The sequence below is a fragment of the Mycobacterium sp. SMC-8 genome (genome assembly GCF_025263565.1).
In the GTDB taxonomy this organism is placed as follows: domain Bacteria; phylum Actinomycetota; class Actinomycetes; order Mycobacteriales; family Mycobacteriaceae; genus Mycobacterium.
On sequence record NZ_CP079865.1, the window covers coordinates 3,413,943 to 3,430,201 of the forward strand.

Genomic DNA, 16,259 nt, shown 5'->3' on the forward strand with positions numbered 1-16,259 from the left:
CGGCGCTGGTCGACCGGATTCAACCCGCGCCGGTGCGGTTATCAGTACGGCATGAGTGATACCGCGCTGCTGGTGATCGACATGTTCAACACCTACGACCATCCCGACGCCGAGCAGTTGGCCGACAGCGCCGCCGACGTGGTCGAACCGATCGCCGAACTCGTCGCCCGGGCCGCCGAACACGACGGCGTCGACCTCATCTACGTCAACGACAACTACGGCGACTTCACGGCCAACCACATCGACATCATCAAGGGGGCGCTCGAAGGCGCTCGCCCGGAGCTGGTCCGCCCGCTGGTGCCCGCGCCCCACGCGCGTTTCCTGACCAAAGTGCGTCACAGCGCGTTCTATGCCACCCCGCTGGACTATCTGCTCAGCCGCCTCGGTGCCCGCCGGATCATCCTCACCGGACAGGTCACCGAGCAGTGCATCCTTTACACCGCCCTGGACGGATACGTCCGTCACTACGACGTCGTGGTGCCACCCGATGCGGTGGCGCACATCGACGGGAAGCTCGGCAGGGCGGCCCTGGAGATGATGGGCCGCAACATGAAGGCCGAACTGTCCAAGTCGACCGAATGCTTGCCCTGACCGTGTGAAACGCCTGTGCGCGACCGGGCGGCGGGAGGACAATCGCGATGGATACATGTACCGGAGGTCGGTGCGTGTTCTCCTCGGGCATCGCCGGGCTTCCGGGTCTGCCGCCTCACCGGGGCGGTGGGGAAGGAGTGATGTCATGACAACGGGGAAAGTGTTGACGGCCGCGGGTGCGGCGACGGCGTTGGTCACATCCGTGCTGGTGTCTGCGGTGCCGGTGTCTGCGCAACCGTGTACCGGGCCCAGTGGCATGTATGGCGGCAACGGCGGCGGCCGGTGCGACTATCCGCCCGATCCCGACGGCAGTTTCATCCGGTGCGACACGGTCTACGTGCTCGGGATCGGTGGGACGAACTGCTACCGGGTGCCCCCCGGCACGCCGCCGATGTGATTTCCCGGTAGGGCCACCACGACTGAGGTAGCCTCGCGACATGGAAGTACTACGCTCTGTAGTTGTTTTGCTGCACATCGTCGGCTTTGCCATCACGTTCGGGGCATGGGTGACCGAGGCCGCAGCGGGCCGCTTCCGCACCACCCGGGTGATGGACTACGGCTTGTTGGTCTCGCTGGTGACCGGTCTCGCACTGGCCGCCCCATGGCCCGCCGGGATCGACCTGAACTACCCGAAGATCGGGATCAAGCTGGTGATCCTGGTGATCCTGGGCGCGCTCCTCGGCATGGGCAGCGCCCGGCAGAAGCGCACCGGCGACGCGGTGCCGCGCCCGCTGTTCTACGGGGTCGGGGCGCTGTCGTTCGCTGCGGCGGCGCTCGCCGTGGTGTGGTGACGTCCGTCGTCAGCGGGAGACGTCCGCTTACCATCCGGGCATGACCTCTGCGCCGGAGCACTTCCTCACCGACGGGCACGGCGGCGTCCGGATCGTCGCCGACCGGCTAGGGGAACCCGGCGCGCGTGCCGTGGTGTTCCTGCACGGTGGCGGTCAGACCCGGCGGTCGTGGGGCAAGGCCGCTGCCGCGGTGGCCCGCCGCGGCTGGCAGGCCGTCACCGTCGACCTGCGCGGCCACGGCGAGTCCGACTGGTCGCCCGACGGTGACTACCGGGTGGCCAGCTTCGCCGCCGACGTGGCCGCGATCCTGCACCGGTTGCCGCCGCACCCGGTGCTGGTGGGCGCCTCACTCGGGGGTCTGACCTCGATGCTGCTCGCCGGTGAGCTCGAGCGTGGCATCGCCGCGGCGGTCGTCCTCGTCGACATCGTGCCCGACATGGACCCCTCGGGCGCGCAGAGAATCCACGCGTTCATGGCCGAGAAGATGGTCGACGGCTTCGGCTCGCTCGACGAGGTCGCCGACATGATCGCCGAGTTCAACCCGCACCGGCCCCGTCCGTCGGACCTCGACGGCTTGCGAAACAATCTGCGCCGCAGGGGAGACCGCTGGTATTGGCATTGGGACCCGCAGTTCATCGACGGATCGGCGGCCAAACCGCCGCTCGAGGTCACCGACACCGACCGCCTGCACACGGCCGTCGACGCGATCCTGTCCGACGGGGTGCCGATGCTGCTGGTGCGCGGTCAGGTCAGCGACCTGGTCAGCCGTGAGCGCGCCGAGGCATTTCTTGAGCGCTTCCCGCAGATCGCCTTCGTCGACGTCGACGGCGCCGGACACATGGTGGCCGGGGACCGCAACGATCTGTTCGCTGACGCGGTGCTCGAATTCCTGGCCCGTGTCGAAGTCGCCAAACCGTGACCATCCACTGACCGCCGCGCGTATGGTCGGTCCGTGCCGCATCTCACTGCCGAGGACGTGCGCAGCCCCGAGCTGACCCGCTTGACCGGACTTCCTTTCGATGACGACGACGCGGTGCTGCGCGCCGCGATCGACGACGCCAGCGTGCCGGCACTGCTGATGTCGATGGTGCACATGACCGGCGATCTGCGGATCCTCGACGAACTGCCGCGCCCCTTCATGCTCATCGCGATGGACCTGCAGGGCGGGATGACCGAATCGGACAAACAGACGGTGCGCGACAAGGCATTTCATGTCGCCCGCGACTACCGCGACCGGGGGTGCCCGGCACCGTTCGTGCCTGACAGGCATCAGCTGCGGGTGATGCTCGACGTCATCTCCGCCGGCCAGGTCACCGACGAACTCGTCGACTACATCGCCGCCGATCTGCGGGTCACCGATACCGACCAGAACGGCCCCGTGCCGGTGTCGACCCCCGAGCAGCGTGCGGGGTTCCCGGTCGTCGTGATCGGTGCGGGAGAGGCGGGACTGCTGGCCGGCATCAAGCTCAAACAGGCCGGCGTGCCGTTCACCATCGTCGAGCGGCAATCCGGCGTCGGTGGAACCTGGCTGGCGAATCGTTATCCGGGCTGCCGGGTCGACATCGCCAGCCAGTACTACACGTACTCGTTCGAGCCGACCGACCACTGGGAGCACCACTACGCCACGCAACCCGAGATCCTGCAGTACCTGCGCGACGTCACCGACCGCTACGGCATCGCCGAACACATCCGCTTCGACACCGAGGTCACCGGCGCGGTGTGGGACGAACAGGCCGCCCGCTGGCAGGTCCAGGTACGCGGCCGAGACGACCTCGACGGCGCCGTCGAGGAACTGACCGCCTGTGGGCTGATCTGCGCCGTCGGCCAGTTCAGCACCGCGGTCATCCCGGACATCAAGGGCGCCGACGACTTCACCGGGCCGTCCTGCCACACCGCGGACTGGGACGACACCATCGAGGTGGCCGGCAAACGCGTCGCGGTGATCGGCGCCGGCGCCAGCGGATTCCAGCTCGTTCCGGCGATCGCCGGCACCGCCGCGCACGTCGACGTCTATCAGCGCACACCGCAGTGGATGGCGCCCAATGTGCACTACCACGAGGCCGTCAGCGCCGCCGCTCGATGGGCGATCCGGCACCTGCCGTACTACGGCCGGTGGTTGCGCTTCGTGTCATGGTGGCCGATCGCCGACGCGCTCGACGAGCAGATCACGATCGACCCGGACTGGGACACCGGTGGATTATCGGTCAGCGCAGGCAATCAGGGGATCCGGGACATGTTCATCGCATGGATGCGGGCCTTCACCGACGACGAGGAACTTCTCGCCCAGGTGACCCCGATGTATCCGCCGATGGGCAAGCGCACCCTGCAGGATGACGGCACCTGGCTGACCACCCTGCAGCGTAATGACGTCGAACTGGTCACCGCCGGGATCGCCGAGATCACCGCAGACGGGGTCACCGACGTCACCGGAATGCACCGTCGCGCCGATGTGCTGGTGTGGGCCACCGGATTCGACGTCAACCATCAACTCGGGCCGATCGACATCCGCGGCACCGGCGGGCTCGGGCTCAACGAGGTGTGGGGTGACGCCGCCTTCGCCTACCTCGGCGTCACGGTGGCGGGCTTCCCGAACTTCTACTGCATGTTCGGTCCCGGCACCAACGCCGTCAACGGCGCCAGCATCATCTACAACTCCGAGTGTCAGATGCGCTACATCCTCGGCTGCATCGACATGACCTTGGCCGCCGCCACGGCCTGCGCCGCCCCCAAAGCGCAGGTGTGCACCGATTACGACCGCCGCAGCCAGAACCGGTTGAAATCGATGGTCTACGCCCATCCCTCGGTCAGCAGCTACTACAAGAACAGCGCCGGGGAGCTGCCGACGCTGTTCGCGTGGCGCATCGCCGACTACTGGAAATGGACGAGTCGGCCCGACGCGGCCGACTATGAACTGAAATGAGTTCGAGCACAGGAGAAGTCATGACAGGACGGCTTGCCGGCAAGGTCGCGCTCATCAGCGGCGGGGCCAGAGGCATGGGCGCCTCGCACGCCCGGGTGATGGCCGCACACGGTGCGAAGGTCGTCTGTGGCGACATCCTCGATGCCGAGGGTGGGCAGGTGGCCGAGGAGCTGGGCGACGTCGCCCGCTACGTGCACCTCGACGTCACCCGCCCGCAGGACTGGGATGCGGCCGTGGCCACCGCGGTCGCCGAGTTCGGGAGCCTGGACATCCTGGTCAACAACGCCGGCATCTTGAACATCGGCACCGTCGAGGACTACGAACTCGCCGAATGGCACCGCATCCTCGACATCAACCTCACCGGCGTGTTCCTCGGTATCCGGGCGGTCACACCGATCATGAAGAGCGCCGGGCGGGGCTCGATCATCAACATCTCCTCGATCGAGGGAATGGCCGGCACCATAGGCTGCCACGGCTACACCGCCACCAAATTCGCCGTCCGCGGCCTGACCAAGTCTGTCGCCCTCGAGTTGGGGCCGTACGGAATCCGGGTGAACTCGGTGCACCCCGGCTTGGTCAAAACCCCGATGGCCGACTGGGTGCCCGAGGACATCTTCCAGTCCGCGCTGGGCCGGATCGCCCAGCCGCACGAGGTCAGCAATCTCGTGGTGTATCTGGCCGGCGATGAGTCCAGCTATTCGACCGGAGCCGAATTCGTCGTCGACGGCGGCACCATCGCCGGTCTCGCGCACAAGGATTTCTCCGCGGTGAATGTCGACCAGCAGCCGGAATGGGTCACCTGAGCCCGCCGGGAGGGCCGGTTCCGGTCTGATCGATCCGCCTGCCCAGTTCGGCGCGCGAGCTGATGCCCAGTTTGCGGTAGATCTTCGTGAGGTTGTGCTCCACGGTCTTCGCGCTGATGAACATCGCCGCCGCGATGTCCTTGTTGGTCGCACCGGTCGCGGCCATCTCGGCGACCCGCTGCTCGGACGGCGTCAACTGACTCAGATCCTCGGACGGGGCGACGACCGCGCGGGCCAGCTCGGCCTGTGTCCGCCGTGCCCACAACGGCGTGCCCAGCTCCTCGAATGTCTGCATCGCCGCGTTCAGATTCGTTGCCGCCGACTGCTTCTGGCGTAACCGGCGCTGCAGCTGGCCGAGCAGAAGCTGGGTGCGGGCCCGCTCGAACGGCATCGGGAGAAGGTCGTGCTCGACCATCGCGCGGTGTGCGACCTGTTCGGCCCCCACCACGTCGCCGCGAGCTGCGAGCAGCATCGCGCGGCACCTTGCGCCGACCGCCTTCATCCAGTGCCGGTCGTGCTCGATGCCGTTCTGCTCCAGTGCGGCGGTGAGGAACTCGGCGTCGTCGAGGCGTCCCGTTCCCACCATCGCCTCGATGACGTCGGGCAGGTGCCACGCATACATCAACTCGGTGGCCGGAGTCCGGCCGGTGTCGAGGAACTTCACGTCCAGCGCCTGCAGCGCTTCCCGGTGATTGCCGAGAGACTCCTCAAGAAAGCACAACGTCATCCCCGGCCAGTCGGCGATGTGGGAGGCCTGCCGATTCGCGATAGCCCCGAGCACCCACCGGGCGTCGGCGCGGGCGTCGTCCACCTGCCCGGCGTAGGCCGCCAACGCACCCCGCACGGTCATCGGGATGATCAGCACGTCGTCCCCGCCGAGCTGCTGGGCGCGCTCGACCGCCTCGGCGGCCTCGGTCTGGGCGTCGGCGAGCCGGCCTCGCCACAGATGGTTGATCGCCAAGAACCCTGCGATGGCCATCATGTCGCTCTCGGCCCCGCGCTCGACGCACACCGCGCGCACCGCCGTCAGTTCGTCATGGGCCTGGTCGAGGCGCCCGGTCCACGACATCCCCAGCGCATGCACGAACGGTGCCCGGAAGATGATCGGCACGTCCAGGCTGCTGTCGTAGAGGTCCATGGCACGCTGCAACGCGTCCTCGTCGAGCCCGTGGCCGCACTGGAAGTTCACATGCACCGACCACGCCAGGGCGGCGCTGGTGATGCCCGGTACCCCGAGTTCCTCGGCGAGTTTGACCGCGTCGCGAACATACCGGCGGGCGTCGTCGAGCTCACCGATGCTGTTGAGCGCGAACGACAGTCGCAACAGCACCTGCACCAGGATCGCGACGTTGCCCGCCCCGTCGTCGAGCGCGCCGCGCAGCAGCGCAACCGCTTCCGCATGTTGGTTCTCGTACATGCGCACCGTCGCCAGCAGGCTCGATGCCAACGCCCGCAGGATCGGCGGCTCGATCGCGTCGACGCTTCCCAATGCGGCGGCGGCCTTGGCCGTATCCCCGGCCAAAAAGTGATTCTCGGCGGACTTGATGCGGCGCAGTGGGTTGTCGCCGCCGAGCCCGATAGCCAGATCGACCAATTCGGCCGCCGCCGCCGGTGCGCCGCGCGCCCGAGCGGAGTCTGCGGCCTGGTCGAGCGCGGCGAAGATCTCGTCGTCTCCGCTGGCCGAGGCGAGCGCCAGGTGCCGGGCCTTCAACTCGGGCTGGGATTCCAGCGCGCCCATCGTGCGGTGCATCGCGCGCCGTGCCGTCGGCCCGGCGTCGGTGTACACCCCGTTGGCCAGCAGCGGATGGGTGAACCGGACCCGGTTGCCCTCGAGGGTGACGATGCCCGAGGCCTCCGCCGGTCCGAGCCGTTCGGTCACCTCTGCTGCCGAGATGCCGTGGGCCCGCCCCAGCAGTTCCACGGTCGCGTCGGCCACACAGGCGACGCTGAGCAGCATCGACCGGGTCGGTTCGTCGAGCAGACCGATGCGGCGCCGCACCACCTCCGCCAGCGTCGCCGGAAGCGGCGGCTCGCCCGTGGCCGGCCCGTCACCCATCGCATGTGCCAGCTCGAGCGCGAAAAACGGATTGCCGCCGGAGATCTCGGCGATGCGGAGCATCGACGGCCGGGACAGCGGGCGGCCCAGCCGTTCGGAGATCAGCGCGTGCAGCGCACCGGTGGTCATCGGGCGCACGAATATCCGGTCCAACCCGTCGGGCCGGTCCAGCCGCAACCAGCCCGCGGTCGCGCCCTCGCCGGGTGCGCACCGCTCGGTCACCAGCACCCCGAACGGTCCGCGCAGGCGGCGGACCGCGAACTCCACGGCCGCGCGACTCGAGGTGTCCAGCCATTGCGCGTCGTCGATCGCGAGCAACACCGGCGAGTCCTCGGCCAGCGCGTGCAACACCGACACGAATCCGGCGGCCACCGTGCGCTGATCGGTCGGCGGGCCGTCGGCGCCGGCACGCAGTAGCACCCGGTCCAGCGCCAGCCGCTGCAGCGCGGGCAGCGGGGTGAAGTAGTTCTCCTCGACGTCCCCGAGCAGGTCGGCCAGCGCGGCGAACGCCATCACCGATTCCGCCTGTCCGACCCTGGCGGTCAGCACGCGGAAGCCATGTTCGCCGGCCTGCCGAAGCTGGCGCAGCCACAGGGTGGTCTTACCGATCCCGGCCTCGCCCTCGATGACGAGCCCGGTCGGCTGAGTTGACGCCGAGGCCAGGAAACCAGCAACGCGCGGATCATCGACTGATCGCTCCCCAGCGCCGGACACGTGGCCCATCATCCCAGCGGGCAAAGTCTCGCGCACCATATCGGCGGCATTCCGCTATCGAACCGCGACCACAACCTTGCCCTTGGCGGTGCGCTCCTCCAGCGACGCGATCGCCTCGGCGGCGCGGTCGAGCGGGTAGACCACCGGGTCGGGAGCCGGCACCGCCCCCGAGGCCAGCAACGGCTCCAGGTCGGCCCACTGCTCCTGCAGGTAACCGGGATGCGTCATGGTCCATGCGCCCCAGCCCACCCCGACCGCGTCGACGTTGTTGAGCAGCAGCCGGTTCACCTTCACCGTCGGAATCTCCCCGCCGGTGAACCCCACCACCAGCAGTCGACCGCCCTGGGCCAGCGAGCGCAGGGAGTCGGTGAACCGGTCGCCGCCGACCGGGTCGACCACCATGTCCACCCCGCGCCCACCCGTCAACTCCTTGACCGCGTCCTTGAACCCGTCGGCGAGCACGACGTCGGACGCGCCGGCGGCGCGGGCCACCTCCGCCTTGTCCTCGGTGCTGACCACCGCGATGGTGCGCGAAGCGCCGAACGCGGGCGCAAGACGCAGCGTCGAGGTGCCGATGCCGCCGGCGGCGCCGTGCACCAGCACGGTGTCGCCGGGCTGCAGACGGCCGCGGGTGCGCAACGCGAAATGCACCGTCAGATCGTTGAACAAGATGCCCGCGCCGTCCGTGAAAGACAGTGATTCGGGCAGCTTGAACACCCGCTCCGGCTGCAGCGCAACGACTTCGGCCATCGCCCCGCAGAGCATCGTCAGGCCGGCCACGCGGTCCCCGGGCCGCACGTGCGCGTCGGCGGGCGCGCTGCGCACCACACCGGCGACCTCGGCGCCCGGGATGTAGGGCATCGCCGGCTTGTACTGGTAGAGCCCGCGGGACTGCAGCGCGTCGGGGAAAGCCACGCCGGCGGCGTGCACATCCACCAGCACGGTGGCGTCGTCGGCCGCGGGCTCGTCGATCTCGACGAGCCGGGCGGCTTGCGGGCCCGAGAGTTCGGCTATCTGTATCGCACGCATTACCGGCCTTCCTGATGGTCGTCGCAGACCATTTAACCCACCCGCGGTTCGGCGCCTCACCGGCGGTCTGGCGCGGGGTACAGTCACGTACCGGCAAAGTCGCCGAAACCCACAGGAGCAGCGCATGGCACGACGGAGCAGCACCCGATCGCGGGGGCGGGGGTTCGCCCCGGCCCAGGCCCTGCCGCCGGGACGCATCGTCGACGTGCGGTCCCGGGACGGTGTGCGGCTGCACGCCGAGGTCTTCGGGCCCGAAGACGGCTACCCCATCGTGCTTGCGCACGGCATCACGTGCGCGCTGCGCGTGTGGGCCTGTCAGATCGCCGACCTGGCCCGTGATCACCGGGTGATCGCGTTCGACCACCGCGGTCACGGCCGCAGCGCGATCCCGCCGCGGCGCGGCGGCTACAGCCTGGATTACCTGGCCGGCGATCTCGATGCCGTGCTGGAGGCCACGCTGGCGCCGGGCGAGCGCGCGGTGATCGCCGGGCATTCGATGGGCGGTATCGCGATCTCGTCATGGTCCGAGCGGCTGCCGCACCGCGTCGAGGAACGCGCCGCCGCCGTCGCGCTGATCAACACCACGACCGGGGACCTGCTGCGCAACGTCAACCTGCTGCCGGTGCCGCCCGCGCTCGCCGATGTCAGGGTGCGCGCCGCGGGGGAGGTGCTGCGCAGGTTCGGCGGACTTCCGCTGAGCCGGGCCGTCCACCGTCCCAACCGGCGGTTCGTTGCGTCGCTGGCGGTGGGCCGCGACGCCGACCCCGCCGTCGCCGACTTCATCTACGAGCTGTTCAACGCGACCTCGCCGGCCGGGCGTGGCGGCTGGGCGCGGGTGCTCGTCGACCACTTGGGGCCGCGACACATTGCGCTGAAGAACCTCACGGTGCCGACCCTGGTGATCGGCAGCACCAAGGATCGGCTGCTGCCGATGGCGTCGGCCCGCCGGATCGCGGCCACCGCGCCCAACCTGGCGAGGTTCGTCGAGCTGCCTGGCGGGCACTGCGCGATCCTGGAACGGCCCGACGAGGTCAACGACCATCTGCGCTGGCTGATCGGATTGGTGACCGGAGCTGTTCAGGAGCGGCGCGCCAGCAGCTGATGCGCCTCGCCGGCGGCACGCAGCCCCGACCGCACCGCGCCGTCGAGGAAACCCGTCCACCGGTCGGCGGTCTCGGTTCCCGCCCAGAAGATCCCGTCGACCGGGGCGCGCAACCACCGGCCGTGCGTCGTCCACGCCCCCGGCGGCACCGCTGCGGTCGGTCCGCCTGGTGCGAAAGGCTCTGCGCCCCAACGATGGTCGAGATAGTCGATGGGATGTGCGGCGGAGTCGCCGAACAGTGCGGTGAAGCCGGCCAGCGCGACGTCGCGGCGCTGCTCGGGCGGCAGCGGATCGAACGTGCGCGCGTCGGTGAACCCGAGCAGGATGCCGGGGCCGTCGTCACCGGGGCTGCAGTCGAACGTGATGAACACCGGCCCCTCGTCGGACAGGGCCTCACCGGAGAAACCGTCCCTGCGCCAGAACGGGGTCGGGTAGGCCGCGTAGGCCTTGCTGAGGTGGCCCTGCGGCCAGTGCCGGGCCAGGTCGTCGTAGCCCGGGGGTAACGGCGGGACGAATTCGATCCCGCCGCGGTGCTCGGGAGGGATCGCGACGACGACCGCGGCGCACGTGTGATCGGCACGTTCGGTGCTGACGGTCAGTGTGAGGTCGGCGTGCCGGACGATGCGGCGGGCCGGGGAGCCGAGCGCCACACGCTCGCCGAGCTCGTCGGCCATCCGCTCGGCGATCTGCTGGGCGCCGGCCGGGAACCGCTCCTGCTGGGCGCCGCCTTCGACGTCGAGCATTCTGTTCAGTCCACCCGCGGCCTTGACGTAGCGGACCGCGTGCAGCATGGACACCGCATCGGGTTCGGCGCCCCACGTCACCCGCGCCATGATCGCCATCAGATCGCGGGTCGAGGCGCCGGCGCGCTGCGAACGCAGCCACTCGTCCAGCGACACGGCGTCGAGTGCATCGGCGACCGTGGAGGTCCAGGGTGCCTCGACGGAGACCTTCCGGCAGACCCGTTCGAAACGCCACTGGATACGGGACACGTCCAGCAGCTCGATGATCGACAACCGCGGGATCGTGCTGCGGTAGGAGCGCACCGAGCCGCGCCAGCGGATCAGGTTCTTGCCCCGCCCGTACGTGGGCACCCGGTCGCATCCCAGCTCGGTCGCCAGCGCCAGCACCGCGTCCTGGGTGGGCCCCACGAACGTGGCGCCGAGGTCCACCGGCACGCCGGCGATGCTGCCGGTGTACGCCCGTCCGCCCACCCGGTCGCGTCCTTCGACGATGACGACCTCGTGGCCGAGATGCGCCAGTTCCCGGGCGGCGGCCAGCCCGGCGAACCCCGCCCCCACCACGACCACATCAGCCATGCCCCCATCCTCTCCGCATCTGGGGATTTCGGCGTAAAAACGCGCGTGTGACGACAATTTTCACGTCGGAACCGCACTAGGCTCGCCCGTTGTGCAGGTGATGACCGCGTTGTTCGGCCCCTTGGACGCACTGGACCGGACCCGCGCGCTGCGCGACGCCGGGGCAAGCGGGGTCTTCACCTTCGAGGGACCGCACGACGTGTTCACCCCGCTGACCCTGGCCGCCACCGTCGGCGGACTCGATGTGATGACCAACGTCGCGATCGCCTTCCCCCGCAACCCGATTCACCTCGCGCATCAGGCCGTCGACCACCAGCTGCTGTCCGGCGGGCGGTTCACCCTGGGCCTGGGGACCCAGATCCGGACTCAGATCGAGAAGCGGTTCGGCGCCCAGTTCGACCGTCCGGTGGCCCGGATGCGCGAACTGGTCGATGCGCTGCGGGCGATCTTCGCGGCGTGGAGCACGGGGGAGCGGCTGAACTTCCAGGGCGAGTTCTACCGGCACACGCTGATGACGCCGACGTTCACCCCGCGGGCGAGCTTCGCGCCGATCCCGATCTTCGTCGGCGCGCTGGGCCCGAAGATGACGAGGATGACGTCCGAGGTCGCCGACGGACTGCTCGTGATGCCGTTCGGCTCGAAGCGCTTCCTGCACGAGGTGACGATGCCGCACGTCGACGCCGGACTGGCCGCGGCGGGCCGCGCCCGCGCCGACCTGCAGATCGTTCCCGAGATCATCGTGTCCGTCGCCGACCAGGATCCCGACCACGCCGCCGCCCGCCGCCTGCTGGCGTTCTACGGGTCGACGCCCGCGTACCGGCCGGTGCTCGACGTGCACGGCTGGGGCGATCTGCAGCCCGAACTGCACGCGCTGTCCAAGCAGGGCCGCTGGGACGACATGGGCCGGCTGATCGACGACGACGTACTGCACACCGTCGCCGCGTGTGGCACGCCGGCCGAGATCGCCGCGCACATCGCCGACCGGGTCGCCGGGGTGTCCGAGCGCATCTGCCTCTACCAGCCCGGGCCGATCGCGGTGGATTCGTTGGCCCAGATCGTCGACGCGCTCGCTCGCTGACACCTAGGGTGGTACGGACGCGGACCAAAGGAGGTTGCGGGTGGAGAAGCTCGATCCGGAGACGGAGTTCTCTGACGTTCTGATCATCGGCGCAGGCATCTCGGGGATCGGCGCCGCCTACCGGATCCAGGAGCGCAACCCGCAGCGCACGTACACCATCCTGGAGCGACGGTCCCGCATCGGCGGGACGTGGGATCTGCACCGTTACCCCGGGATCCGCTCGGACAGCGACATCTTCACGCTGTCGTTCCCGTGGGAGCCGTGGAGCCGCCCGGAGAACGTCGCCGACGGTGAGGACATCCGCAGCTACCTCATCGAGACCGCCCACAAGCACGGCATCGACCGGCACATCCGGTTCGACACCCGGGTGATCTCGGCGAACTGGGATCCCGAGACCGACACCTGGACGGTGCAGACCGAGCAGGACGGGGCGGCACGCACCTACCGGGCCCGATTCCTGTTCTTCGCCACCGGCTATTACGACTACGACCATCCCTACCGCCCCGACTTCCCCGGGTTGGAGAACTTCTCCGGCACGGTGGTACATCCGCAGCACTGGCCCGAGGACCTGGACTACACCGGCAAGAAGGTCGCGGTGATCGGCAGCGGTGCCACCGCGATCAGCCTGATCCCGTCGCTGACCAAAAAGGCCGGGCACGTGACCATGCTGCAGCGGTCACCGACCTATTTGTTGTCCGGGCAGCGGATCAATCCCGTGGTGAACCTGCTGCGCAAGGTACCGCCCCGCAAGCTCGGTTACCGCCTGGCCTGGCTGTACAACGTGCTGTTCATCGTCGCCGTGTACGCGGTGTCGCGGAAAGCGCCGCGCTTCAGTCGCCGCGCGATCCGGGCCGTCGCCAAGCACTACCTGCCCGAGGGCTATCCGGTCGACACCCACTTCAACCCCAGCTACGACCCGTGGGATCAGCGGCTGTGCCTGATCCTGTCCGGTGATTTCTACGACGCCATCGCCGCCGGCCGCGCCGATGTGGTGACCGACCGGGTCGACCACATCGACGCCACCGGCATCGTGCTGCAGTCGGGCGGCCGCATCGACGCCGACGTGATCGTCACAGCCACCGGTATTCAGTTGCAGGCCCTCGGCGGGATCACGGTCAGCGTCGACGGCGTGGAGGTCAAGCCGGCGGACCGGTTCGTCTACAAGGAGCACCTGCTCGAAGACGTGCCCAATATGGCCTGGTGCGTGGGCTACATCAACGCGTCCTGGACGTTACGCGCCGACCTGACCGCCCGTGCCGTGGCGAAGCTGTTGGCCTACATGGATTCTCACGGGTACACGCACGCCTACCCGCACCTGGGCGCGACCCCGATGACCGAGAAGCCAGCGTGGAACATCAACGCGGGCTACGTGCACCGCTCCGGGCACGTGCTGCCGAAGTCCGGGACGCACCGGCCGTGGAACGTGCGGCACAACTACGTCCTCGACGCAATCGACCACAGGCTCGACCGCATCGAGGAGTCCATGGTGTTCGGGCGTACCGCGCCGGAACCGCCCGTGGCCGACGAGCTTCCGCGTGACGAGTTGCTGGAGGGCAACGTCGGCTGAGGCCGGCGTTACGGCGCGACGGTGAGCCAGTCGGCGAATCCCGAGGGGTCGTGACGGCCCAGTGCGCCGTGCTCGAACAGACCCCAGCCCTCCCGCTCGGTGCCATCGGCGTCCCGGCACACCGCCCGACCGACGTGGTCGATCACGCCGAAGCCGGCCCGGCCGATGATCGCCGGGTCGTTCATGTCGTACGTCAGACGCTCGATGAAACTCTCGCCCTTCCACATCCCGTGCAGCCAGTCGGAGTCGCCGCCGTAGCCGCCGCCGACATGGATGGGCACGGCCAGCCTCGACTCGACGTCGAAATGCACCGGGCTGCCGTCCAGGGCGGTCGCCTCGATCGTGGCGCCGGTGGGGATCCGGGTGCCGGAGCGGTAGTGAATCTTGACCCGCGGCCAGCCCAGCTGCTCAACCCGGCCGTCCTTCCAGATGCGGGTGCAGTCGTTGAGCGAGCGGAACCCGTGCGGGTCCTCCTGCATGATGATCACGATGCCGAAGTCGTCGAACGCCATCGGCACGTACAGCCACCACATGCCCTCGAACGGCGGGTCATCGGGCCGGCCCGGCGGTTCGGCTTCGCCGACCGGCCGGATGCCCCAGGACCGGTCGCGGGTGCCGATCCATCGGGACGGGTCGACCGTGATGTCCTGACCGTCGATCGCGAGCTGACCGCTCCACGCGCCGACCTGGGCGAAGCGCTGCGCATCCAACGTCACCCGGTTGCCGCGCCGCATGATGTGCGGCTGCTCCTGCACGACGTCGAACAGCCCCTCCCAGGTGAGATCGGCGGCGATTCCCTCGGTTTCGTCGAGGATGATCCGCAGTTTGCGCAGCGGCTCGACGACCTCGACGCGGTAGTTGCCGACACGCTGGTTGAGCCGGTCGGCGTCGATGGCATCCGACAGGTGCACCGCGGTCTGGGTGTCGCCTCCTCCGCCGTATGTGCCGCTGTCGCGGCGGGAGACCAGGACGAACGCGTCCTTCACGCCGAGGTTCGGGTAGTAGCCGATGCCGGTGATCACGAAGATGTCGCCGGTGCGGTCGTGGGCGTTGAAGTACGACCGGTCATAGAAGTTGCGGTCCGAGGGCCCGGGCCAGGCGATCGGCGCAGGAACCTGGTGCACCGGGTATTCGTCCATGGGTCCGAGCATCAGCCGGCCTCTCCGATCAGTCGTTTGAGCAGGGATCCGTGGTAGAACAGCGTTTCGATGTCGGCGGGTTTGTCGATCTCGCCGAAGTGCACACGACGGGCCCCGGTGCGCATGAACACACAACACCACACCACCGCCGAGTAGACGTGGAACCAGCGCAGATCCCCGACCTCCACACCGGTGAGCTCCCGGTAGGTGGACCGCACGTCGTCCTCCCGCAGGAAGTCGGGCATGCCGGGTAGCCCGGCGAGCTTGGTCAGCTCCTGGAACACCATGTGCGCGAAGCTGATCCAGGCCAGGTCGAGCTCGCGCGGGCCGACGGTGGCCATCTCCCAGTCGAGGACGGCGACGGGTGAGAAGTCGCGGTACATGACATTGCCGATGCGTGAATCGCCCCAGCACAGAACAGGTTCGGCAGCAGCGACGTCGTCGGGGAAGTGGTTCTCCAGCCACGTCAGCGCGTGGTCGACGAGCGGTGAGCGGCCGATGTCGGGGACGCTGAACTCGTACCAGCTTTTCAGCCAGCCGAAATGACGGTGCAGCGCGGTGTCGCCGGGCGGGTCGACGTCCTGCAGGAAACCGAATCTCTGCTGGGCATCGGGGATCGAGTGCAGCTTGGCCAGCACCTCGACGGTGCGGTCCTGAAGACTGCGCTGTTGTTCGGGGGTGGCGTCGTAGAGCCAGTTGTCCCCGAAGGTGTAGGGCATCACGTCCGGAGGCACGATGCCCTCGACACGGTCCATCAGGAAGAACGGCCGGCCCAGCACGTCGCCAGAGGGTTCGAGCCAGCGCACCGGCGGCACCGCGACGTCGGTCAACTCGGCGACCAGTCTCATCACCTCGTGCTGATGGTCGAGACGGTAGTGTTCGAACACGGGGATGTCCGCTTCGGCGGGTGCGACCCTGGCGACCCAGTTCTGCTCGACAGGTTTCCCGTCCTGCAGCCACCGCCCCTGCAACAAGATCGTTTCGGAGGACATCCCGTTGGCATCGACACCGCTTTCCACGGTGATCTCCGGCGTGGTGCCGGGCAGCAGCGTGGACAGCCACTGCGACAGTGCGGCAGGCACATCCGACATGTCCCGGCTGGAACGCTGGAGTCGGTCGACGTTGTCGACGGCTGGTTCGCTGGTCACAG

The 16,259-nt window shown here is 68.8% G+C and carries 14 protein-coding genes; 9 read left to right on the top strand and 5 right to left on the bottom strand.

Annotated features, from left to right (window positions below; genetic code table 11):
* Nucleotides 1-51: 51 nt before the first annotated feature.
* The 6 genes from KXD97_RS16540 to KXD97_RS16565 all read left to right on the top strand — a co-directional run bounded on the left by KXD97_RS16540 (nucleotide 52) and on the right by KXD97_RS16565 (nucleotide 5,105).
* The gene (locus KXD97_RS16540) at nucleotides 52-591 is read left to right on the top strand and encodes a cysteine hydrolase family protein (RefSeq protein WP_260751114.1); all 540 of its coding nucleotides are present in this window, start codon (nucleotides 52-54) and stop codon (nucleotides 589-591) included.
* A gap of 145 nt (nucleotides 592-736) precedes the next feature.
* Complete coding sequence (locus KXD97_RS16545; protein ID WP_313901303.1) at nucleotides 737-988, top strand: hypothetical protein; 252 nt, start codon at nucleotides 737-739, stop codon at nucleotides 986-988.
* Between the two features lie 40 nt (nucleotides 989-1,028).
* Nucleotides 1,029-1,382: a Fe-S protein gene (locus KXD97_RS16550; RefSeq protein WP_260751116.1), complete on the top strand. Its 354-nt coding sequence runs from the start codon at nucleotides 1,029-1,031 to the stop codon at nucleotides 1,380-1,382.
* A 40-nt stretch (nucleotides 1,383-1,422) separates the two neighbouring features.
* Nucleotides 1,423-2,301 (top strand): alpha/beta fold hydrolase, encoded by an 879-nt coding sequence (locus KXD97_RS16555; RefSeq protein WP_260751118.1) that lies wholly within the window; start codon nucleotides 1,423-1,425, stop codon nucleotides 2,299-2,301.
* Nucleotides 2,302-2,334: 33 nt separating this feature from the next.
* Nucleotides 2,335-4,302, top strand: a complete 1,968-nt coding sequence (locus tag KXD97_RS16560; protein WP_260751119.1) for an NAD(P)/FAD-dependent oxidoreductase — start codon at nucleotides 2,335-2,337, stop codon at nucleotides 4,300-4,302.
* Nucleotides 4,303-4,322: 20 nt separating this feature from the next.
* The gene (locus KXD97_RS16565) at nucleotides 4,323-5,105 is read left to right on the top strand and encodes a glucose 1-dehydrogenase (protein WP_260751120.1); all 783 of its coding nucleotides are present in this window, start codon (nucleotides 4,323-4,325) and stop codon (nucleotides 5,103-5,105) included.
* Here the strand turns inward: KXD97_RS16565 and KXD97_RS16570 are convergent.
* Together KXD97_RS16570 and KXD97_RS16575 are read right to left on the bottom strand one after the other, a co-directional pair.
* Nucleotides 5,098-7,884 carry a LuxR family transcriptional regulator gene (locus KXD97_RS16570; RefSeq protein WP_260758009.1) on the bottom strand — a complete coding sequence of 929 codons (2,787 nt, stop codon included), beginning with the start codon at nucleotides 7,882-7,884 and terminating at the stop codon, nucleotides 5,098-5,100. The two genes, KXD97_RS16565 and KXD97_RS16570, sit on opposite strands and share 8 nt — an antisense overlap.
* 45 nt (nucleotides 7,885-7,929) lie before the next feature.
* On the bottom strand, nucleotides 7,930-8,904 hold the full coding sequence (locus KXD97_RS16575; RefSeq protein WP_260751122.1) for an NADPH:quinone oxidoreductase family protein: 975 nt from the start codon (nucleotides 8,902-8,904) through the stop codon (nucleotides 7,930-7,932).
* Nucleotides 8,905-9,028: 124 nt separating this feature from the next.
* Here KXD97_RS16575 and KXD97_RS16580 point away from each other — a divergent pair, with 124 nt between their 5' ends.
* On the top strand, nucleotides 9,029-10,006 hold the full coding sequence (locus KXD97_RS16580) for an alpha/beta fold hydrolase (RefSeq protein WP_260751124.1): 978 nt from the start codon (nucleotides 9,029-9,031) through the stop codon (nucleotides 10,004-10,006).
* Here the strand turns inward: KXD97_RS16580 and KXD97_RS16585 are convergent.
* Nucleotides 9,982-11,325 (bottom strand): flavin monoamine oxidase family protein, encoded by a 1,344-nt coding sequence (locus KXD97_RS16585; RefSeq protein ID WP_260751125.1) that lies wholly within the window; start codon nucleotides 11,323-11,325, stop codon nucleotides 9,982-9,984. The genes KXD97_RS16580 and KXD97_RS16585 overlap by 25 nt on opposite strands.
* A 100-nt stretch (nucleotides 11,326-11,425) precedes the next feature.
* On the opposite strand from KXD97_RS16585, the gene KXD97_RS16590 reads away from it, so the two are divergent.
* A complete protein-coding gene (locus KXD97_RS16590) occupies nucleotides 11,426-12,403 on the top strand; it encodes a TIGR03617 family F420-dependent LLM class oxidoreductase (RefSeq protein WP_260758010.1) in 978 nt (325 codons plus the stop codon).
* Between the two features lie 40 nt (nucleotides 12,404-12,443).
* Entirely contained in the window at nucleotides 12,444-13,970 is a 1,527-nt protein-coding gene (locus KXD97_RS16595; RefSeq protein WP_260751126.1) for an NAD(P)/FAD-dependent oxidoreductase, read from the top strand.
* 8 nt (nucleotides 13,971-13,978) lie between these two features.
* Here the strand turns inward: KXD97_RS16595 and KXD97_RS16600 are convergent, their stop codons facing one another.
* A complete protein-coding gene (locus tag KXD97_RS16600; protein ID WP_260751127.1) occupies nucleotides 13,979-15,121 on the bottom strand; it encodes a hypothetical protein in 1,143 nt (380 codons plus the stop codon).
* Nucleotides 15,121-16,257 (bottom strand): phosphotransferase family protein, encoded by a 1,137-nt coding sequence (locus KXD97_RS16605; RefSeq protein ID WP_260751128.1) that lies wholly within the window; start codon nucleotides 16,255-16,257, stop codon nucleotides 15,121-15,123. The genes KXD97_RS16600 and KXD97_RS16605 overlap by 1 nt, the downstream gene beginning before the upstream one ends.
* Between the last annotated feature and the right edge of the window lie 2 nt (nucleotides 16,258-16,259).